The following is a 20,990-nucleotide window of genomic DNA, read 5'->3' on the forward strand; positions in this document are numbered from 1 at the left end:
CCTCAAATTGAGGCGTTTTTTTATGTTGGTATTTGACAATATCAGCATGATATTAAGCATTTAGCTGCTGGTTTTCGCTGGACGTTATCATGAGTTGTTGGAACACCAGTCCTGCCTGAGTGCGGTTGTACACCTCAAGCTTTAGCAAAATAGCCGAGACATGCTTTTTAACCGTGGTTTCTTTAATGTTTAAGTCATAGGCTATTTGCTTGTTTAAGCGACCATTAGCAATATTAGCAAGTACAGTGTATTGCTGAGGAGTTAACTGGGCGAGTTGTTTCGCTAAGCGTTGATGCTCAGCAGCTGTATGCTGATCGGCAGTGATATTAGTGTGTTCAGGTAACCAAATATCTCCTTCAAGCACTGTGGCTATGGCGGTCGAGATTTGGGTTAAATTAGCAGACTTGGGAATAAAAGCACTGGCGCCAAAATTGATTGCTTTGCGAATGATTTCTGGTTGATCGTCAGACGACACCATAATAACGACAATATCGGGGAAATGATTTTGTAATAAGGTTAATCCTGTAAATCCATCGTTTCCAGGCATGTGCAAATCGATAAAGATAATTTCGATGTCGGAATGCTGTTCCACTATGCTGATTAGCTCTTGGAAGTTTTCCGCCTCTAACACTTCAGCATCATTGAAATTTTTAAGCACCGCTTGTGTTAAGGCGGCACGAAATAGCGGGTGATCATCTGCAATTGCCACTTTTATTTGAGACATACTCGGCTCCTAAAAAATTGCGCGGGTTTTGTTTATTATTTTTTAAATCGCGCAAACTTCATTCTCTATAAAAAAGAATAACCGGTTCTATAGGGAGCCGGCTATCCTTTAATCGACAATTGATTCATTAATGCTTAGAACTGGTAGCCAACCGTTAACGAAATCGTTTCTGGATCGCCATAATAGCCAATTAAAGTATTATCCCCACCAAGCCCTGGAGTAAAATCTCCGTTGCCTGTCGGCGTCACAAAAGCGTAGTTACCGACTAAATACTCCTCGTCAGTGACGTTTTTCCAATGTAATCCAGCATTCCAATGGCCGTCATTACTATACCAATTGACACCAAAGTTGAGTAACCCGTATCCATCTTGACTCAGTAAGTTATCCACTACCGCTAAGTCATAATCACCACGGTAATAGTAATTACCATTAATGATAAAGCTGCCAATATCAGCTTCAATATTATAGCTGAAACCAACGTTTGCAGTGGTATCTGGCGTATTAGTAATAGTGTAAGTGTCACTGATATCAATTTTGTTGCCAAGTTCATCATAAGAAATTACTTCATCGAACGTAGCATCTATTAAGCCCAGATTGGCGAACAAGTTAAGTGAATCTGTTGCAGCATATTCAACTTCAAGCTCCAGTCCGCTGGCGGTAGACTTACCTATGTTACCTAAACGCTGATTTAGGTCTGAACTATCTTCACCAGGTAACACGGAGACGAATTGTCGGTCTTTGTGGTTGAGATAAAATAGCGTTGCATTGACGCGAAGATTATCATTCCACTCACTCTTGATACCCACTTCATATGAGTCGACGGTTTCAGGTTCAACAGCAGGTTCAGCGCCGGTCGCCCTAGGATTGAATGTGCCCGATTTGAATCCCTGTGAATAACTGGTAAAGAGCATCATGTCGTCGTTAACTTGATATTCTAAACCCACACGAGGATTGAATTTAGACCATGTTTCTTCATCATCAAGCACTTTAGGGACTTGCGCTTCAATTAACGCTTCATCACGCACAAACCCAGGATACCAACCGGTTTCAGGATAAATACTATCAAATATAACGCCGTTATAAACCGTAGCGTCTTTCGTTTCACGAGTATAACGACCGCCTAATGTCATCGATAATTTTTCAGTAAAGTCATAAGAACCTTGCACGTAAGCGGCATAACTTTCGCTATTATTACACCCACTAATCTCACGAGTAAGGCCGCCGAATGCTTTAAAGGCTTCTTCTAAAATAGCATCGAAAAGTCCACAGGAATCACCTTTAAAATAGTAAAGGCCAGAGACTAACGTAAGATTGTCACCAACATAGTTTGCTTGAAACTCTTGGCTAAATTGTTCATCTTCATAAATGGCGGGCACGTCAAAAATACGTAAACTGGTGTTATCAAAGTCGATGTTTGTTGGTGAGTAACCTTCGCGTTTAGCTGTGACAGACTTTACACTCCAATTTTCATTGAGGTTATACTCAATTGTTGCTCCCCACCCTTCTGTTTCGACCTTATTCCAAGTAGGCATACTGGTATAAGAATCATATTTACTGTCTGGCACTGGGGCGTCGGTTAATAAACTAGGCAGTAGGCGGTAGCCCCCCTTTGAATTTGATTCATCTTGAGTTTTGTCATAAGTAAAACGCATAAACAGGTCATCAGTAGGCGTATATTCAACGCTTAAGCGACCGGCCATAACATCCTTATTATAGTTTTCAGTGTCTTGGCCATCTAATGCAGAAGTTTTAAATTCACCAAAACCATCGCGATTTAAGCTAGCAAAGGCAAAACCAACATAGAGTTTGTCATCGATAAGCGGTAATTGTCCTGCAACTTTAACATCCTTTTGACCATAGGTGCCGACAGTACCTTTAAGGCTCAACTCTCCGTCACCAGTCATTTTCTTCGTAACGTATTTAATCGCTCCACCGATAGTATTTTTGCCGTATAAGGTACCTTGTGGCCCGCGCAGCACTTCAATGCGTTGCACATCAAGAATGTCTAATACCGCGCCTTGTGGGCGTGCAATGTAGACATCATCTATGTATATCCCCACACCTGGCTCATAACCCCATAGCGGATCTTCTTGACCCACGCCGCGAATAAACGCGGTTAGCGTAGAGTTAGTGCCTCGGCTAGATTGTAATGTCGTGTTGGGAGAGAATTGTTGCACTTCAGTCATCACACTGATGCCGTTTTCTGACAGCTCTTTTTCACTGACAGACGTCACTGCAACAGGCACATTTTGTAAACTTTCAACTGTTTTACGTGCGGTCACTTCAATGCGTTCTAAAACTGCGGGCTTATCAGCGCTGCTATTTTCTGCATCTGCGGCATTGGCAAACGAAGCGGTTAACGCAGACGAAATTGCTAGGGCAATACAACTCATTTTAATAGTATTCTGTTTCATACAGATCCCCGTTGTAATATTTATTATTAATGGTTTTTACTGCTTATTTTGGTTTACAACAAACTGTTCACATATTGACTTTATAGTATTTTCAAGTGCATTGAATCGGTACTATAGTAGTATGTGCTTTGGTCTATAGGTGTTGAAAACAAACCTGGCATTACATATTAAAAACAAAAAGTTATGTGAAGACCTTGATTAAAGCCCCCAAAGCTTAATTATCTCAGTGACACTACTTATTGGTGCTTTGAGTAGAAAGTCACTTTCTACTCCGCCATTTTTAATATCTGGATTAACGGCAATTCCATGGCCGAAATTTTTAAGAGTGACTAGCTCTATTACTGTGTTATTTTGAGGGTCTTTCCAGCGCGAAATACTGTAGCCAGACTGAGTGTTGATTTCTGGTTTGGCGCCAGATTGAGTCAATATTTGCCATTGAGAAGCAAGCATCTGCGCATTATTCGCGTCGACGACAGTGTCACTGTCACCGGTCCAAATGGACAGTGAAGGCCAACTTTTTTGCTGTGGGTGTACGGCTTGAGCAAATTGAGCTAACTCTTCGACAGACTGAGCCGGGCCACGCTTCATGCACGATATCGCTTTAATTAAATTATCAGCACATGGATATGGCAACCCAGCAATGACAGCACCGCGTTGAAATAGATCAGGGTAATTGACCAATGCTGCACTGGCCATAGCCCCACCCGCGGATAACCCAATCACGTAGACATGCTTTATCCCAAGCTTTGCTTGAGTGGCTAAGATCATGTTTTTTATTGACAGTATTTCACCACTATCGAGTTGTGTATCTTGACTAGCAAACCAGTTAAAACACCGTTTTACGTTATTGTCATAACTTTGTTGTGGCACTAATACCGCAAAATGATGCTCTAACGCTAAAGCGGTTAACCCACTCTTGTTAGCCAGTTCGACGCCATCTTGAATACAACCATGAAGTAACACAATCAACGACGAATTAGCGCTATCAGAGGTATCTAGGTCTTCCGTTAGCGGAAGATAAAAGCTGGTTAACGCACCAGGATTATCACCAAAATCGGTTAGTGGAAGATAAGGTGTTTCATTAGCTTGAATAGGTTGGATTAAAAAAATCCACCACAGTAAAAACACAGATTTAATTAAGCTGTATGGTTTATTGCTCATTTCAGCGGCTTCCAAATTTAACATAACCATAACTTGCTCAATTTTACTGCAAACAGCAATGGCACTTTAGATCCACATAGGGCATTTGGGGCGAATATGTCGTCATGGATTGGGATGATAGCGCGGGAAATTCACATAGGTTGACACGGCGGGATGCTGGAAATAAAGGCGGTATTGATTGCGGTACTAGTCATGTTAAATAAAAAAAACGCGAAGCCTTGGCTTCGCGTTTTTAGATCATTGATAGTGTTAATTACTTAACAAATTCAACGCCTAATTTGATATCACCTTTAAGGGTATCTAACATTGCATCACGAGCGTTAGCTTCAAATGCACTGATTTCACCGTAAGGTAATACTTTTTCTACGCCATTTTTGCCAAGTAAAATTGGCTGGGCGAAGAATGTAGCGTGCTCACTGCCGCCGTCAACATAGGCACATTCAACAACGTTAGCTTCACCTTGAAGACCACGTACCAATGATAAACCAAAGCGACATGCAGCTTGGCCCATTGATAATGTTGCGCTACCGCCACCGGCTTTAGCTTCAACAACTTCAGTACCTGCGTTTTGAATGCGAGTCGTCATTGCTGCCACTTCTTCGTCAGTGAAAGTCACGCCTTCAACTTGAGAAAGTAATGGAAGAATGGTCACACCGCTGTGTCCGCCAATAACGTTAACTTTAACGTCAGCAACATTTAAGCCTTTAAGCTCAGCAATGAAGGTTTCGCTACGGATAACGTCAAGTGTTGTGATACCGAATAAACGGTTTTTATCATAAACACCGGCATTCTTTAATACTTCAGCAGCAATCGCAACGGTAGTGTTAACTGGGTTAGTAATAATACCCACTAATGCTTTAGGACAAGTTACTGCCACTTTTTCCATTAGGTTACGTACAATACCTGCGTTGATATTGAATAGATCAGAACGATCCATGCCTGGTTTACGCGCAACACCAGCAGACATTAATACGACATCAGCACCAACCAATGCATCTGTTGGGTCTTGACCAGCAAAACCTTTTACTTCCACGTCTGTTGGGATGTGACTTAAGTCTACCGCAACACCAGGAGTAACAGGTGCGATGTCATACAGAGACAACTTTGAGCCCGCAGGCAGTTGAGTTTTTAACAGTAAAGCTAGCGCCTGGCCGATACCACCAGCAGCACCTAATACAGCAACTTTCATAATTATCTCCATCAATTTATGCAGTTTGTGACATTCATCTAAATTGTCGTGGCGTCACATTACTGCATCGTCACAATAATTTCAATTATACGTTAGTGGACAATCTTAAATAAATCAGCCCTAATCCATGCATAGACTGGCGTGTCGCCGTACATTATGAGTATTAACACACGTAAAAATGGTCCCATAAACAGCTTAAGTGGATTATTTTTCAACATGCCAATGTCGCTATCTTTTTATATTATGGACAATCTCATGTTGCACAAAATTAATTCAGCTGTTTTATTACCGGCCTGTAAACATGCTATCAAGCGGATTGAACAATAGTTGAATGTTTATATTAAGGGTTGAAACCTAGAGCTAATGCAGAGAGATCTCGACGAGAGCACACTCAAGCATTGACGCTGTAAACATGCGCTAGATATTATGTCGCCCGTTATTGGCGTACACATTTACTGACGCAACAGGCCAATACATTTATTAAGTGGAAAGATATGATATCCACAGAACATCCTATAAAAACGAGAAATTCATGACAATAAGAATAGGCCAACATGCCGACCTACAAGCTCTAGTTCAGTTTAATCAAGCTATGGCAATGGAAACCGAAAACCTTTCATTAGACACTGAGCAATTAACCCGCGGGGTTGAAGGCTTGCTGAACCATCCAGAACGCGGAGTATATTTAGTCGCTGAAGTTGATGGTGAAATAACTGGTTCTTTGATGGTCACTTACGAGTGGAGCGACTGGCGCGCAAGTAATTATTACTGGATCCAAAGCGTCTATATACGCCCGCAAAATCGTCGTCAGGGTATTTACGCCAAACTGTATCAAGCAGTAAAAGACTTAGCGGCAGAAAATGGCGGCACAGCGAGCTTCCGCCTATATGTTGAACATGACAATGAGATTGCTCAAAAAACCTATGAGTCACTGGGTATGCAGCAAAGCCATTACTTAATGTACGAAGAAAATACTAAGTAACGCTGAGAGATCATAAGATAAATGCAAAAAGCCGGAATTATCCGGCTTTTTTGTTTTTTTTGGTTTCAATAAACCGCTGTTATTGAGAGATTATCGCGACAATCACTAACCAGTGCGTAACCCTAGAATCTTGCTGATATCCATTGGCGCAGGATATTGGCTAAAGCTTTTATGTTGTTGATCGATAGCATGGATTGACATTCTGTCTGCCAACTCATTCCCTTCAATGCCAATATGGGCAGCAACATGCTGCAATACCAAATCCGCTTTCATTGCATCATATAGCTCATGTGCTTGCTTGATAATCTCAAGGTTCGCTATTTCGCCGGTTTTTCGCGTCCAGTTTTTAGCTTTCCAACCATATGCCCACTCACAAACACATTTAATTGAATACTGTGAGTCACTCATAATTTGCACAGTTTCACCCGCAGCTATCACCTTTTTAGCGACAATTAATGCTTGGTGTAACGCATTCAGTTCAGCGGTATTATTGGTACCATTTGGATTATATAAACCAAACCATAATTCGGCTAACTCGCCTTTGCGATATATCGCCATTCCCGACCCGGCTTTACCTGGGTTAGGTTCACAACCGCCGTCGGTATAAATGACCACATCAAATTGGCTTAACACTGCTTGATTGGCACCTTGAGTTTTGGTTGATACAGATCCAGCAGATGTCGCTGTTGCTGAGCCTGCCACTTTTTTAGCGGGTGCACTTTTACCAATACTGTTTGCCGGTGATTGAGCAAACGCAGTTTTGGCTTCCGCTTCGGTGGCAAAGGATTTGTATTTGGCTTGTGGATATTTATCCACTGCACGCTTAGTGACATCCCAGCTGGTAAAAATGCCCGTTTCTCGGCCGGTCCATACTACATAAAACTTCTTTGCCATGATGAACTCTTACTTATCTAATGCTAATTGACTCATATCGGAGCGACATGATGCCATGATTAAACTTGGCGTTAAAACAAAAATGCACCTGAGCCGGTTTGATTAGCGTTAATGTGAATATCTTGAGCTAAAAACCTTATCTACGCTCATCTCAATTAAATATTAAGGGCGAATTAGTCGAGTATCAATGGGCCATCGATGTCATGATAATTAACACTGCCAGAACCGGCATTATGTATGGTTAAGCCTTTAGTGTTAGCAACATTAATGCTACCGGAACCATCTTCAATTTCAACCTGTCCCAATACTTGATTAACCTTGATTGAACCAGAGCCATCATTGATAGCAACATCGCCAACAACATCACTAATACGAATAGATCCCGAGCCATCTTGCAACCTAATAGCGCCTTTAGCATCGGTAATATCAATCGACCCAGAGCCATCAACTAATACCAATTTACCAATACGGTTGATGACAATACTCCCAGAACCATCGGTTAAATCAATATCGGCACTGATATCATCTATTTGAATAGCACCTGAGCCATCATTTATTTTAAGGGCTAGTGTGGGTGGCACTTTAACTAATAAATCGATAAAAGGTGATTCACCTATAACATGATCACTGTGGATTTCTGATAGTAAATAGGCTTGGTTACCTTTGCGGGTCAAACTGAGTTTAATTTCAACATCATCTTGATCTAATGACGGACTATAAATATCGGCATGCACCACGACTTCGTTTAAACCTTTTACGCCAACAACCGTTAACTTACCCGCTCCCGTGTTGGCTACTAGCTCAGTTAACGACCCAGCATCAAGATTCAATTGTTGCTGTACCAAATTAAGATCCGTATGAGTGACTAGCGACGGTTTTAATGATGAAAATACAGACTCAGCTTCACTTTGCGACGCACCAAAGATTGTTGCCCCTAAAATAAGTCCGGCCGTGACACTAATGGTTGCGATACGTATAGACATATGACTAATTCCTTTTATAAGAATAAAAATAAGCTTGGCCGCTACACAAATGTGATTAACAGAGTTAACTGTTACAGGCATGGCTAGCAGCAATTAATCATTAATTAGCAGGTTTCATACCAACTAAACAAAACCATTATTTACAATGACTTACAATTATCAGTAATAAAATTCACTCATCCATCAAACCAAAAAGCACGAAAATCCAATACAATGTGGTTAATTTCACTAGCGTGAACATCACGATTAACTCAAAAAAAAGAACTCTCCCTATGCCGATATCACTTGCAGTACCGCAAACGTTAGAGATTATTGTTGGTTCAACCAACCCAGTTAAAATCAGTGCAGCACAACAGGCGATTAAATTATATTTTCCTGATGCTCAAATCCGTTGTCATGGCATGCATGCCCCATCATTAGTAGCAGAACAGCCCATGACCGAAGCAGAAACTAAATTGGGGGCGATTAATCGAGCTAAGTTTTGCCAAGACAACGCCCATATCACCAACCAAAATGCGGACTTTTATGTGGCGATGGAAGGTGGGGTTGATCAGTTTGATCACGGCCCCGCCACTTTTGCGTATATGGCCATTATTCATAACGATAAATTATCTGTCGGTCGCAGCGCCAACTTACCGCTACCACAGAATATTTTTAACGCTTTACAAGCGGGTGAAGAACTGGGCAAAGTAATGGACCGAGTATTTAATACCCATAATATTAAGCAAAAAGGTGGCGCGATTGGCTTGTTAACTCGAGGTTTAGCCACCCGAGAAAGCATTTATACCCAAGCTTTAGTGCTGGCAATGGCTCCTTTTATCAATGCGGAATTATTTAATGACTAACAATGACCCAACAAATGCAATCAGTGTCGACGCGCAGCCTCCCATAATTCGCGCGCTACACGCTGACGACAATGCAGCCCTAGCCGCAGTGATCCGTGAAGTATCAGCAGAATATGGTTTAACACCAGATAAAGGCTTTAGCGTAGCAGACAAAACCCTCGACTGTTTAAGCGAGGTTTATGACGCACAAGGCTCACAATACTGGGTGATTGAATACCAAGGCAAAGTGGTCGGCGGCGCTGGTGTAGCCCCGTTACCTGGCAATGATGGGGTATGTGAATTACAGAAAATGTATTTTGCCCGCACTATTCGCGGCCAAGGTATGGCGAAGGCAATAACAGGCCAATGTATTGAATTTGCTAAACAGCAAGGCTATCAATCAATGTATTTGGAAACCACGGCGGTATTAGTTGAAGCATTGGCCCTGTATGAAAAGCTTGGGTTTAGTCATTGTCAGCATTTAGGGGAAACTGGCCACGATGCCTGTGAAATCGCTATGATAAAACCAATTTAGTGATTTAAAACACTCATATTGCACATTTTTTACTCACTCTTTCTCTCTGCTAAATGATAGCGCTTTGCAAGGACACAAAAGCTTGTTAGCCTCAGATTAAGCACATTCCATAGGAGGATGAAATGGAATATCAACGTATCGCACATTCTAGCCTTGAGGTCAGTAAGATCTGTCTCGGCACCATGACTTGGGGTGAACAAAATACTCAAGCAGAAGCTTTTGCTCAACTCGATTATGCTATTGGACAAGGCATTAACTTTATTGATACCGCAGAAATGTACCCTGTACCGCCTAAAGCTGAAACTCAGGGCGACACTGAACGAATTTTAGGTAACTACCTCAAAGCCCAGGGCAACCGTGATAATTTAGTGATTGCGACTAAAATAGCCGCACCAGGTGGTAAAAGTGATTATATCCGCAGTGATATGGCACTCGATTGGCGCAATATTCATCAAGCTGTTGATGATTCATTATCACGCTTGCAAATCGACACTATCGATTTATATCAACTACATTGGCCGGATAGAAACACTAATTTTTTCGGCGAAATGATGTATGAGCATGACAAAGAAGAACATTACACTCCTATTTTAAACACCCTTGAAGCCTTAGCTGAAATAATTAAGCAAGGTAAAGTGCGTTATATCGGTATTTCAAATGAAACCCCTTGGGGGTTTATGAAATATCTAAAATTAGCAGAAAAGCATGATTTACCCCGTATTATCAGCGTGCAAAACCCTTATAACTTGCTTAATCGTAGTTACGAAATCGCGATGTCTGAAATTAGTCATCGTGAAGATGTGCCGTTATTAGCCTATTCACCTTTAGCCTTTGGCGCATTAACCGGTAAATATGAAAATAATCAGTGGCCAGAAGGTGCACGCCTGACTTTATTTAAACGTTTTGCCCGCTATAACAGCACCCCTATGGCGCTAGAAGCCACACAGGCTTATATCGATTTAGCTCGTGAGTTTGGGTTAACACCTACCGAGATGGCCTTGGCATTTGTGAATACCCGCAAATTTGTCGCCTCTAATATTATTGGCGCCACTGATTTACATCAGCTAAAGCAAAATATCGACAGCCACAAGGTGAGCTTATCGGCAGAGTTGATGGGCAGAATTAATGAACTATCGGCTTTATATCGCTTCCCTTGCCCTTAAGTTTATTAGCCTAAGCGCAAATGCGATATTGAGCTTATTGCCACAAAACCTTGCATTAGGCATCAAGATCACTGAAGATCTTGATGCCTTTTATTTTCAATATAGAAACCCCTATTTATGAAGCTTGCATCGTCTGTTGTTTTATTTGATCATCAAGCGTTACGCGATCAATTCCCAGCGCTAAAACAGACCATTGGCGATCATCCTTTGTGCTACTTAGACACAGCGGCAACCAGTCAAAAACCCCAAGTGGTGATTGACGCGATGAACGAGTATTACCAACTCAATAATGCCAATGTGCACCGCGCGGCTCATCAATTGTCAGCAAGAGCGACTCAGCAATATGAAGCCGTACGTTTGCAAGTAACCGACTTCATTAATGCATCGCAATCTCAAGAAGTTATTTTCACCCACGGCACCACTGAATCGATCAATATGGTGGCCTTTGGGCTGACGTCACAGATAAAAGCGAATGATGTCATTTTAATTGATACTGCAGCTCACCACGCCAATATCGTGCCTTGGCAAGAACTGGCAAAGCGCACAGGTGCAGTAATTAAACCGATACCACTCACCGCAGATGCCCAACTTGATATAACAGCATTTGAGCAACTATTGCTGCTTAAGCCTAAAGTCGTCGCCATCTGCCATGTATCAAATGCATTAGGCACAGTAAACCCGATCAATGAGCTCGTCGCCAAAGCCAAAGCTGTTGGTGCCTTAACCTTAGTGGATGGCGCTCAGGCAGTTGCCCATTTATCGGTGGATGTACAACAGATTGATTGTGACTTTTATGTGTTTTCTGGCCATAAAATGTATGGTCCAACCGGTGTGGGGATTTTATATGGTCGCTATAAACAACTCGATCAACTAACTCCAATGCTCACTGGTGGCGAAATGATCAAAACAGTGAGCTTCAATCGTACTGTATTTGGTGCACTACCTAATCGCCTTGAAGCTGGCACTCCAGCCATTGCTGAAGTGATTGGTCTCGGGGCCGCCATCAGCTTTTTGCTCCAATTGCCGCGCGAACAACTGCTCGCACATGAACAACAATTGATGCAATACTTACAGCAACAATTACAAAAGCTGGGCGATATTGAATTGTATGGTATTACCCCTATCAATGTGGGTGCTGTGGCCTTTAATTTACAAGGTGAACACCATCAAGATGTGGGGATTTTACTCGATCAACAAGCTGTTGCGGTTCGCTGTGGTCATCATTGTGCCATGCCGCTAATGGCGAGCCTTAATTTAAATGGATGTTGCCGAGCATCGATTGGCATCTATACTAATAAGCAGGATGTTGATCAATTTATTCATGCACTTAATACTGTAAAAGAGTTATTGTTATAGCCATAAGGCACAACACGCTGATCCTAACGCATCTTTTATCTACAGCCGAGGTTAATTGAATTACCATGTTAAACCCAAGCACCACACCTTCAGCGCAGTTATTTTTACCATTATCAGATGAATTAGTTGATGCTGTTAACCTCATTGAGCAAGCGAATAACTGGCAAGATAAATATCGCCAAATTATGTTACTCGGTAAACTAATACCGCCATTAGCGGCAGAATTTAAGCACCAAGACGCACAAGTAAAAGGCTGTGAAAGCCAAGCCTGGTTGTACCATTACAGGTTAAATGAGCAGCATTTTTATATCGCCGATAGCGATGCTCGTATCGTAAAAGGCTTAATGGGATTATTACTGGTTGCTTGCCAAGGTAAAACCGCAGAGCAAATACAACAATTTGATGTAAACCAGTATTTTGCCCACCTTGGACTCAGTGGCCAATTAAGTCCATCTCGTACTAATGGTTTAACTGCATTAGCGCAGGCCATCGTGGCCTATACACACGATGTTGGCACCTGAAACACTCGCCAGCACTAAGGAATAATAATGCCTCAAAAAGTCTGTAACCAAGCTCGCCGTCATATCTTAAAAGGCCTTGGAGCAGCCACATTATTAAGCCCTTTAAGCTCCTTTCCAGCATGGGCAGCTAAACCACACCGTTTATACGTAGATGGGTTATCTTTTTTACCTACCGACATCAATGATGTAAAGGCCTCAAAACTCGATGCCTTTATTGCCGATATTTCAGCAGTAGAAACCATTGAACAAGCCGATGGCACTAAAAACTATAAACGCACTTATCAAGCCTGCATCAACAGCATTAAACAAGCGGCAGACTCAGTCATAGCTAATCCCGATGTGTATCTGCAAGGACTTACAGGGACAGATATAAGTAAAGCCAGAACGCAACAAAAAACAGCGGTGTTTTTTCAAATTCAAGGGGCTGATTGTGTTGAAGATGATGGTTTAAGCAATGAATGGCGGCAATTAGACAATTTACATCAACAGGGTTTACGGGTACTGCAACTGACACACCATTATGGTAATCGTTATGCTGGTGGTGCCTTAGATAATAACGGCTTAAATAGTTTAAATACGCCATTAACATCTGCAGGCAAAGAGCTAATAACAGAGCTGAATCGTAAAAATATTCTTATCGATGTCAGTCACTCTAGTGCTAAAACAGCCCTTGATACTGTTAAAGCCAGTCAATCTCCTATTATCCAAAGCCATGGTGCTGCGCGCGCGATTGTAAACAATGCCCGCTGCTCACCTGATGAAGTGATCCGCGCTATTGGCGATAGCGGTGGTGTTTTTGGGGTGTTTATGATGAGCTTTTGGCTGACGAACAAACCTGTACCCACGATTGAAGACTATATCAATCAACTGGCTTATATTGCTAAAGTTGGCGGATTCGACAGTGTCGCCATTGCCAATGATTTTCCACTTCGCGGCCAAGAAAATTTATTAGCGTTAGACAACGATAACAGCGAAGGAATAAAAGAATACTTAGAATGGTGGCACAGCCTAGAAGACAAAAATGTATTAGGGTTTGATGTTGAGCCAAAGCATGTGGTTATCCCCGAGCTCAATAATATTGACCGTATGAGCCGTATCGACGACGCCTTGAAAAAAGCCCGTTTTAAAGCCACTGATCGCGATCGTTTTATGGGTGGAAACTGGCAAAGAGTATTAAAGCAAGTACTGGTTTAGAGCGGCAAAGTTTAAGGCGTGACTATTGAGATTAACTGCAACTCAACAATAAAAAGGGCTGAATAATCAGCCCTTTTTTTGTCGATTGATTAGGTTATCAATTTAATTGTCGATTTAGTGCAGTTTAAATGCCAGCACCCGCAATTTGTCTTGCTGGGTTGAGCACTTCAATGGCTTTTAAATAAGCCAACAAACCATTCACTTGTGTGCTTAAATCGCCTTTACTGGTATCTATGGTTAGCTCCGCAGATACTGGTACTTCGTAAGGTGATGAAATACCAGTAAAGTTACTAATTTCCCCCTTACGAGCTTTAGCATATAACCCTTTAGGGTCTCGTGACTCACAAACGCTCAACGGAGTAGATACATGCACTTCAACAAATTGGCCTTGGGGAAATAACGCCCGGACACGATCACGCTCTTCACGGGTAGGCGAGATAAATGCCGATAGCACGACTAGGCCTGAATCCACCATCAATTTAGCGACTTCGCCGACACGACGTAAATTCTCATCGCGATCATCAAGGCTAAAACCTAAGTCTTTACAAAGACCATGACGAACATTATCACCATCGAGCAAATAGGTATGAAAACCGTGTTCAAATAACGCTCGCTCTAATGCGCCTGCAAGGGTTGATTTTCCTGAGCCAGATAATCCAGTAAACCATAATAGCACTGGATTTTGGCCCTTTTGGGCTCCACGGGCAGCTTGGTCAATGGCATGCTGATGCCAAACAATATTGCTCATCACTACTCCTATCGAGTGGTTGTGACACCACACTAAATACTTTTTTAAAACGGAAAGAAATATGGGATCGAAAAGATAACCACTAGGGAATATACAATTGATAACGGTAAACCTAAGCGAACAAAATCACTGAATTTATAATTACCAGCATTAAAGACCATAAGATTGGTTTGATAACCGTAAGGCGAAATAAAGCTCGCGCTGGCGCCAAATACTACTGCCATAATAAAGGGTCGGGTATCGACACCAAAACTGGTTGCAACAGCAAAGGCAACCGGGAACACGAGTGCTGCGGCGGCATTATTGGTAATTAACTCTGTAACAATTAAGGTGATCAGATAAATGCCCACAAAAGCGGCAAACACACCATAACCATTAAACACACTTAACATCGCTTGCGCCATGACATCTGCTAAGCCTGTGGTAATCATCAAGTTAGCTAAGCCCAAGGCACTGCCTACAATCACCACGAGTTCTAATGGAAAGCGACGTTTAAGCTCAGTTAAGGTTATTGCGCCAATCGCCACATAGCTAAGTAACAATAAGACTAAACCTTTGGCTAAGGGCAATACTTCTAAAATACTCGCCGTAATGGTGAGTGCAAACCCGATCAAGACCCAATTACCGCGTTTACTATCTAAACGGACACTTAACTCTAAGCCACTGATAGCAGCAAAGTCGGTGGTCAAATTAGGACATTTAGAAAAACGGTCACCAGGGGTTAAGAGTAATACATCACCCGGTTGTAACACTATGTCGCCAAGCCCACCTTTTAACGGTAAATGTCCACGACGAATGGCCATTACGGCTGCATCAAACACTTCACGAAAACGCGAATCTTTTAAGGTTGTGCCAACTAGGCTCGATGATGGCGCTAATACGGCTTCAACCAGATTTTGGCCTTTTGCATGCTGCTTACCGAACCATTCTAAACCATCAAACTGATGCAATAACTCAACCGACTCAACCGCACCACTAAAACGTAAAACGTCATCAGCTTGCAGCACCATTTGTGGTGGCACAGGGCAAATACGTATACCGCTACGTTCTAATTCAACTAAATAGAGCTTTTTCAGCGCCCGTAGACGATTTTCGAGTACGCTCTTACCCACTAAACTCGACGTTTTAGCCACATGCGCTTCCAACAGATAAGGCAGAGACTCATCTTCGTTTTCTTCACGTCTGTCAGGTAAAAAGTTGGCCATAATGGTCAGCACTATTAAGCCACTAATGACCACTAATGAGCCGACTTGTGAAAACTCAAAAAAACCTAGAGGCTCAAGGCCAGCATTTTCAACAAAGGAGTTAACAATCAAATTGGTGGAAGTACCAATGAGCGTAAGCGTACCGCCCAAAATGGCTGCGTAGTTTAACGGCAGTAACAACTTAGATGGCGCATGCGCTTGATTACGGCGCACCACACCAATTAACGAGGCGACTACTGCAGTGTTGTTAGTAAACGATGACAACAGGGCTGTCGATACACCTAACTTAGCTAGAGTAGAAAATAACGAACCTTTACCTATCACATGGCTTAATTTGCCTAATAATGAGGTTTTTTCCAGTGCTGTAGCGGCAAGCACCAACAGCACTAAAGTGATCAGTCCGTTATTGGTAAAACTACCCAATGCGACCGTTAAATCAACAAGCCCGAGCAGATAACAAAGTAATGAAGCGAAGAAAAACATGGCAGCCGGTTTTGCAAGCCCAGCAAGAAGCCCACCGACCAGTGCTAACAAGATAATCGCTAACAACCACATTTCGCTCATTATTTATTTTCCAAGTACGCTAATATCGCGCGCGTTCCAATGTGGATAATGCTTACGTACTAACGCATTAAATTCGACTTCAAATGCACTAAACTCAGTATGACTTTGCTTGTCACCTTGATGACCACTCACAACCATAGCGGCGGCTACAGTGGCATTAGATAGGCGATCAATTAAAATCATTCCACCTGTATCACGCACTAGGCTATAAGCATCTAACACTATTGATTCAGTTAGATCTAACTTAACTCGTGCAATGGTGTTTAAGCTTAATGTCGATGCTGCACTGCGTTCAAGGGTATTCACATCGGTGATGTATTCAATCTCACTCACCACGGCTTGAGTTTTCTTACCCGCGACTTTGACATCATATAACTGACCGATTTGTAATGGTTTTTCATCCATCCAGACTAAGTCTGCCACAATATGGTTAGCAATGTCTGGCGCAGTTGCTGGATGAGCCAGTAAATCACCACGAGAGATATCAATCTCATCTTCAAGGGTAATGGTAATGGCTTGGCCTGCTACCGCTTCTGGTAAATCACCGTCAAACGTCACAATACGCGCAATTTTACTGCGCTTGCCCGATGGCAGAGCGACCAGCTCGTCACCCACTTTAATAATGCCTGACGCTAAGGTGCCCGAGAAACCACGAAAATCGAGATTAGGACGTAACACGTATTGTACTGGGAAACGAACCGGTAATTCGCTCAGTTCACGCTGGGTATCAATAGTTTCAAGTAACTCAAGTAATGTGCCACCTTGATACCAATCACACTGAGTGCTGCGATTAACCACGTTGTCACCATTCAAGGCTGATAACGGCACGTAGTGAATATCTAAATCACCAAAATCTTTTACAAAGTCAGTAAAGTCAGCTTGAATTTTTTCAAACACAGTTTGATCAAAGCCAACCAGGTCCATTTTATTTACCGCAACGACAAAGTGACGTAATCCTAATAAAGAGGCAATAAAGGCATGGCGTTTAGTTTGGGTTTGCACCCCATAACGTGCATCAACCAAAATAACCGCTAGGTCACAGGTAGATGCACCCGTTGCCATGTTACGCGTGTACTGTTCATGACCTGGAGTATCAGCAATAATGAACTTACGTTTTTCACTGGAAAAATAGCGATAAGCGACGTCGATAGTAATGCCTTGCTCACGCTCAGCCTGTAATCCGTCTACCAATAACGCGAGATCAATAGCTTCACCAGTAGTGCCCATTTTAGCGCTATCACTTTTCAGGCTTGCAAGTTGATCTTCATAAATCTGGGCGCTGTCATGCAGTAAACGGCCAATTAAGGTACTTTTACCATCATCGACACTGCCACAAGTTAAAAAACGCAGTAAGCCTTTATTCTGCTGTAATGCTAAATATTCTTTTACACCGTGTAGTTGGATCTCTGCCGCCATGCGGTCAGTATTAGTTTTTGCTTGGTCCATAATCTTTCTCACTCAAATTCGTTCGCATGCTGGATAGGTAAAATAACCCTGTTCAATGACTTAGAAATAGCCTTGACGCTTTTTCTGCTCCATTGATGCACTTTGGTCTGAATCAATTAAGCGCCCTTGACGTTCACTTGAGCGAGTTAACAGCATCTCTTCAATAATTTTCTCTAAGGTATCAGCTTCTGATGGCATCGCCGCGGTTAACGGATAACAACCTAAGGTTCTAAAACGAACCTGTTCAACCGATTCAACATCCCCCTCTTCAATAGGCATACGATCGTCATCTTTATAAATGAGCTGACCGCCTTTGTTCACTACGGTACGAGGCGCAGCAAAATATAACGGCACAATTTCGATGTTCTCTTGATAGATGTATTGCCAAATATCCAGCTCGGTCCAGTTTGATAATGGGAACACACGAATACTTTCGCCCTTATTTACCGCGCCGTTATAAGTGCGCCATAACTCTGGACGTTGGTTTTTTGGATCCCAGCGGTGGTGTTTGTCACGGAACGAATACACCCGCTCTTTCGCGCGAGACTTTTCTTCATCACGACGAGCACCGCCAAAAGCAGCATCAAATCCATACTGATTTAACGCTTGCTTTAAACTTTGAGTTTTCATGATATCTGTATGTTTAGCACTACCATGGGTAAATGGGCCCACGCCTTGTTCAACGCCTTCTTGATTGGTGTGAGTCAACAACTCAAAACCAAATGCTTTAGCTTGCGCGTCACGAAACGCGATCATCTCTTTAAATTTCCAACCGGTATCAACATGCAGTAATGGAAATGGAATTTTACCTGGGTAAAATGCCTTACGCGCAAGATGCAACATAACCGATGAATCTTTACCAATAGAATAAAGCATCACAGGGTTACCAAACTCAGCTGCAACTTCACGAATAATCTGGATGCTTTCAGCTTCCAGTTGTTGTAAATGGCTTAACGAACGGCCTGCCATGATGATTCTCCATTACCTAAATATGCTGCAAAAAAGCAGCGGGTTAAATTATTTGACTACAGCGCCTTGGCGACTGAGTCTAAATCTGTTTTTTGTTGCGCTGTAAGTGGGTCAAACCAATTCAAGCTGTCAGCTAATTCAACGACTTCACCGATAATCATCAGCGCAGGCATCTGCAAGGCAGGATCGGCGGCTAATCGTGCCAGCTCACCTAATTTACCGATAAACCGCTGTTGTGATGAGGTGGTGGCGTTAGACACGATCGCTACTGGCGTATCAGCACTGCGGCCAGCATTAATCAAACCATCACTGATAATATTAGCGTTTAATATACCCATATATACCACTAAGGTGTTGTTAGAGTTAGCATAACCTTGCCAATCCATCGGGCGGCTCGCTAACTGGCAGTGACCCGTAATAAAGGTAACGCCTTGAGCATAGTCACGATGTGTTAGGGGAATACCGGCGTAAGCTGCTGTGCCGCTGGCCGCAGTAATGCCAGGAACCACCTCAAAAGCAATACCCGCTGCCACTAAGGTTTGTAACTCTTCGCCACCGCGGCCAAAAATAAACGGATCGCCGCCTTTCAAGCGCACAACATTTTTACGGGTAAACGCTTTCGTCACTAATAGCTGATTAATGTCCCCTTGAGCAGCACTGTGTTTACCTGCACGCTTACCGACAGCGATTTTTTCAGCATCACAAGGGATTAAATCTAAAATATCTTGGCTCACTAATGCGTCATACAGCACAGCATCAGCATTCTTTAGGATGCGATAGGCTTTTAGCGTTAGCAGTTCAACGTCACCAGGACCAGCACCAACTAACCACACTTTGCCTTTGGCTTTTTGCCCCAGCATAGATACTAATTCCATCACATTTACCTCAAGATATTTGACCATGATCGAATATAGCGTTTTCTATATTCCATATACAATAGTTAATAGTTAGTTTTTATAACTAAATAGAATATGAGATTGTTTGTTTGCTGTTTAATCGATGTCATATGCAAAAATGTATAAAATGATCCACTAGAATCAAAACAATTGTTAACTTAATTCGACAAATCTCTAGCAATTGATGACAATGAACTTCGAAAGATACTCATACTAAGAATCACATTAAAATTACTATTAATTATGCTTATGGATGATGCAATGATAAAAAGCACACAATATCTTGGACTCTCGTTGTTGTTATGGGGTTATAGCTCGATAGCCCTTGCAGAAGATTCTTTAGTCGACGAACGTGTAAAAGGAGAGTTGGCAACATCTGAAAAGCCGTTTGTGATCACTCCGCACAAAGCTAATTATCTACTTCCTGTTACCTACCAAACCAGAACCAACTCATTGCCATTTGAAATTAAATACCCAGATGAAGATTTCAGCATTGATAACTTAGAAGCAAAGTTCCAAATCAGTTTTAAGTTTCCGATTATGTATAACGTTTTTGGTGATAATGGCCATTTGTTCTTTGCTTACACCAATCAATCATATTGGCAAGTTTACAATGAAGAAGCTTCATCGCCATTTCGTGAAACCAATCATGAACCTGAAGTATTTATGTTATTTAATAATGATTGGAAAATTGCTGGCTTTACCAACTCATTTTTAGGTGTGGGTGCTGTGCATCAGTCTAATGGTCAAACCAATCAATTATCGCGCAGCTGGAACCGAATATACGGCAGCGCAATATTCGACCGTGGTCCTTTCGCTCTCGGACTTAGAGTGTGGTGGCGTATCCCTGAAGATGCAAAAGAAGACATTAATTCAGCTAAAGGCGATGACAATCCAGACATCGGCCGTTACATGGGTAACTTCGAACTGACGGGAGTATACGGCCTAGATGAGCACCGCTTTACCATGCTACTGCGTAACAACTTACGCGATAATAATCGCGGTGCAGTTGAATTGACCTGGAGCTACCCGATTATTGGTACTTTGCGTGTTTATACTCAATATTTTAATGGTTACGGTGAAAGCTTAATTGATTATAACCATCATAATCAGCGAATTGGTATCGGTATTGCGTTAAACGATTTGTTGTAACACTGCCACTCAATATCAAAAAGGTGACCACATGGGTCACCTTTTTTATTACCAATTTGTTGAAATCACC

At 42.2% G+C, this 20,990-nt stretch carries 19 protein-coding genes; 8 read left to right on the forward strand and 11 right to left on the reverse strand.

All coding sequences use genetic code 11. The features are described from left to right. Positions 1-52: 52 nt before the first annotated feature. The 4 genes from H5123_RS07700 to mdh all read right to left on the reverse strand — a co-directional run bounded on the left by H5123_RS07700 (position 53) and on the right by mdh (position 5,488). Positions 53-724, reverse strand: coding sequence for a response regulator transcription factor (locus H5123_RS07700; protein WP_182697574.1), 672 nt, complete (start codon positions 722-724; stop codon positions 53-55). Positions 725-858: 134 nt separating this feature from the next. Next, positions 859-3,138, reverse strand: a complete 2,280-nt coding sequence (locus tag H5123_RS07705) for a TonB-dependent receptor (protein WP_182697575.1) — start codon at positions 3,136-3,138, stop codon at positions 859-861. Between the two features lie 198 nt (positions 3,139-3,336). Continuing rightward, on the reverse strand, positions 3,337-4,329 hold the full coding sequence (locus tag H5123_RS07710) for a PHB depolymerase family esterase (protein WP_259395606.1): 993 nt from the start codon (positions 4,327-4,329) through the stop codon (positions 3,337-3,339). A 223-nt stretch (positions 4,330-4,552) separates the two neighbouring features. Next, positions 4,553-5,488, reverse strand: coding sequence for a malate dehydrogenase (mdh, locus tag H5123_RS07715; protein ID WP_011638612.1), 936 nt, complete (start codon positions 5,486-5,488; stop codon positions 4,553-4,555). A gap of 532 nt (positions 5,489-6,020) precedes the next feature. Here mdh and H5123_RS07720 point away from each other — a divergent pair. Beyond that, positions 6,021-6,470: a GNAT family N-acetyltransferase gene (locus H5123_RS07720; protein ID WP_182697576.1), complete on the forward strand. Its 450-nt coding sequence runs from the start codon at positions 6,021-6,023 to the stop codon at positions 6,468-6,470. Positions 6,471-6,575: 105 nt separating this feature from the next. Here the strand turns inward: H5123_RS07720 and H5123_RS07725 are convergent, their stop codons facing one another. Both H5123_RS07725 and H5123_RS07730 read right to left on the reverse strand, forming a co-directional pair. Next, positions 6,576-7,364, reverse strand: coding sequence for a ribonuclease H family protein (locus H5123_RS07725; RefSeq protein ID WP_182697577.1), 789 nt, complete (start codon positions 7,362-7,364; stop codon positions 6,576-6,578). A gap of 173 nt (positions 7,365-7,537) precedes the next feature. Further along, a complete protein-coding gene (locus H5123_RS07730) occupies positions 7,538-8,347 on the reverse strand; it encodes a hypothetical protein (RefSeq protein WP_182697578.1) in 810 nt (269 codons plus the stop codon). 272 nt (positions 8,348-8,619) lie between these two features. Between H5123_RS07730 and yjjX the strand changes: the two genes are divergently transcribed. From yjjX to H5123_RS07760, 6 genes are all read left to right on the forward strand, one after another. Next, positions 8,620-9,192 carry an inosine/xanthosine triphosphatase gene (yjjX, locus tag H5123_RS07735; RefSeq protein WP_124015444.1) on the forward strand — a complete coding sequence of 191 codons (573 nt, stop codon included), beginning with the start codon at positions 8,620-8,622 and terminating at the stop codon, positions 9,190-9,192. After that, entirely contained in the window at positions 9,185-9,706 is a 522-nt protein-coding gene (locus tag H5123_RS07740) for a GNAT family N-acetyltransferase (protein WP_182697579.1), read from the forward strand. The genes yjjX and H5123_RS07740 overlap by 8 nt, the downstream gene beginning before the upstream one ends. 122 nt (positions 9,707-9,828) lie before the next feature. Then, positions 9,829-10,869: an NADP(H)-dependent aldo-keto reductase gene (locus tag H5123_RS07745; RefSeq protein WP_182697580.1), complete on the forward strand. Its 1,041-nt coding sequence runs from the start codon at positions 9,829-9,831 to the stop codon at positions 10,867-10,869. Positions 10,870-10,986: 117 nt separating this feature from the next. Beyond that, a complete protein-coding gene (locus H5123_RS07750) occupies positions 10,987-12,225 on the forward strand; it encodes an aminotransferase class V-fold PLP-dependent enzyme (RefSeq protein WP_182697581.1) in 1,239 nt (412 codons plus the stop codon). 65 nt (positions 12,226-12,290) lie between these two features. Continuing rightward, positions 12,291-12,746, forward strand: a complete 456-nt coding sequence (locus H5123_RS07755; RefSeq protein WP_182697582.1) for a SufE family protein — start codon at positions 12,291-12,293, stop codon at positions 12,744-12,746. Positions 12,747-12,773: 27 nt separating this feature from the next. Beyond that, complete coding sequence (locus H5123_RS07760; RefSeq protein WP_182697583.1) at positions 12,774-13,940, forward strand: membrane dipeptidase; 1,167 nt, start codon at positions 12,774-12,776, stop codon at positions 13,938-13,940. Between the two features lie 124 nt (positions 13,941-14,064). On the opposite strand, the gene cysC is transcribed toward H5123_RS07760, so the two are convergent. The 5 genes from cysC to cobA are packed head-to-tail and all read right to left on the reverse strand — an operon-like array spanning position 14,065 to position 19,747. Then, complete coding sequence (gene cysC, locus H5123_RS07765) at positions 14,065-14,688, reverse strand: adenylyl-sulfate kinase (RefSeq protein WP_124015435.1); 624 nt, start codon at positions 14,686-14,688, stop codon at positions 14,065-14,067. Between the two features lie 44 nt (positions 14,689-14,732). Next, positions 14,733-16,457 carry an SLC13 family permease gene (locus H5123_RS07770; RefSeq protein ID WP_182697584.1) on the reverse strand — a complete coding sequence of 575 codons (1,725 nt, stop codon included), beginning with the start codon at positions 16,455-16,457 and terminating at the stop codon, positions 14,733-14,735. A 3-nt stretch (positions 16,458-16,460) separates the two neighbouring features. Beyond that, positions 16,461-17,903: a sulfate adenylyltransferase subunit CysN gene (gene cysN, locus H5123_RS07775; protein WP_182697585.1), complete on the reverse strand. Its 1,443-nt coding sequence runs from the start codon at positions 17,901-17,903 to the stop codon at positions 16,461-16,463. A 60-nt stretch (positions 17,904-17,963) separates the two neighbouring features. Next, positions 17,964-18,872: a sulfate adenylyltransferase subunit CysD gene (cysD, locus tag H5123_RS07780; protein ID WP_182697586.1), complete on the reverse strand. Its 909-nt coding sequence runs from the start codon at positions 18,870-18,872 to the stop codon at positions 17,964-17,966. A 56-nt stretch (positions 18,873-18,928) separates the two neighbouring features. Then, complete coding sequence (cobA, locus tag H5123_RS07785) at positions 18,929-19,747, reverse strand: uroporphyrinogen-III C-methyltransferase (protein ID WP_182697587.1); 819 nt, start codon at positions 19,745-19,747, stop codon at positions 18,929-18,931. Between the two features lie 282 nt (positions 19,748-20,029). Here cobA and H5123_RS07790 point away from each other — a divergent pair, with 282 nt between their 5' ends. Continuing rightward, positions 20,030-20,920 (forward strand): phospholipase A, encoded by an 891-nt coding sequence (locus tag H5123_RS07790; RefSeq protein ID WP_259395607.1) that lies wholly within the window; start codon positions 20,030-20,032, stop codon positions 20,918-20,920. The last annotated feature ends 70 nt before the right edge of the window (positions 20,921-20,990 follow it).

Origin of the sequence: Shewanella sp. SR43-4 (assembly GCF_014163845.1) — a bacterium.
GTDB lineage: Bacteria > Pseudomonadota > Gammaproteobacteria > Enterobacterales > Shewanellaceae > Shewanella > Shewanella vesiculosa.

What these genes read in the sequence shown, in the direction of transcription:
- cysC (WP_124015435.1), bottom strand. Translation starts at nt 14,688, where the DNA reads ATGAGCAATATTGTTTGGCATCAGCATGCCATTGACCAAGCTGCCCGT.
- H5123_RS07700 (WP_182697574.1), bottom strand. Translation starts at nt 724, where the DNA reads ATGTCTCAAATAAAAGTGGCAATTGCAGATGATCACCCGCTATTTCGT.
- H5123_RS07705 (WP_182697575.1), bottom strand. Translation starts at nt 3,138, where the DNA reads ATGAAACAGAATACTATTAAAATGAGTTGTATTGCCCTAGCAATTTCG.
- cysN (WP_182697585.1), bottom strand. Translation starts at nt 17,903, where the DNA reads ATGGACCAAGCAAAAACTAATACTGACCGCATGGCGGCAGAGATCCAA.
- H5123_RS07730 (WP_182697578.1), bottom strand. Translation starts at nt 8,347, where the DNA reads ATGTCTATACGTATCGCAACCATTAGTGTCACGGCCGGACTTATTTTA.
- mdh (WP_011638612.1), bottom strand. Translation starts at nt 5,488, where the DNA reads ATGAAAGTTGCTGTATTAGGTGCTGCTGGTGGTATCGGCCAGGCGCTA.
- H5123_RS07720 (WP_182697576.1), top strand. Translation starts at nt 6,021, where the DNA reads ATGACAATAAGAATAGGCCAACATGCCGACCTACAAGCTCTAGTTCAG.
- H5123_RS07725 (WP_182697577.1), bottom strand. Translation starts at nt 7,364, where the DNA reads ATGGCAAAGAAGTTTTATGTAGTATGGACCGGCCGAGAAACGGGCATT.
- cobA (WP_182697587.1), bottom strand. Translation starts at nt 19,747, where the DNA reads ATGGAATTAGTATCTATGCTGGGGCAAAAAGCCAAAGGCAAAGTGTGG.
- H5123_RS07745 (WP_182697580.1), top strand. Translation starts at nt 9,829, where the DNA reads ATGGAATATCAACGTATCGCACATTCTAGCCTTGAGGTCAGTAAGATC.
- cysD (WP_182697586.1), bottom strand. Translation starts at nt 18,872, where the DNA reads ATGGCAGGCCGTTCGTTAAGCCATTTACAACAACTGGAAGCTGAAAGC.
- H5123_RS07710 (WP_259395606.1), bottom strand. Translation starts at nt 4,329, where the DNA reads ATGGTTATGTTAAATTTGGAAGCCGCTGAAATGAGCAATAAACCATAC.
- yjjX (WP_124015444.1), top strand. Translation starts at nt 8,620, where the DNA reads ATGCCGATATCACTTGCAGTACCGCAAACGTTAGAGATTATTGTTGGT.
- H5123_RS07755 (WP_182697582.1), top strand. Translation starts at nt 12,291, where the DNA reads ATGTTAAACCCAAGCACCACACCTTCAGCGCAGTTATTTTTACCATTA.
- H5123_RS07760 (WP_182697583.1), top strand. Translation starts at nt 12,774, where the DNA reads ATGCCTCAAAAAGTCTGTAACCAAGCTCGCCGTCATATCTTAAAAGGC.
- H5123_RS07740 (WP_182697579.1), top strand. Translation starts at nt 9,185, where the DNA reads ATGACTAACAATGACCCAACAAATGCAATCAGTGTCGACGCGCAGCCT.
- H5123_RS07790 (WP_259395607.1), top strand. Translation starts at nt 20,030, where the DNA reads ATGATAAAAAGCACACAATATCTTGGACTCTCGTTGTTGTTATGGGGT.
- H5123_RS07770 (WP_182697584.1), bottom strand. Translation starts at nt 16,457, where the DNA reads ATGAGCGAAATGTGGTTGTTAGCGATTATCTTGTTAGCACTGGTCGGT.
- H5123_RS07750 (WP_182697581.1), top strand. Translation starts at nt 10,987, where the DNA reads ATGAAGCTTGCATCGTCTGTTGTTTTATTTGATCATCAAGCGTTACGC.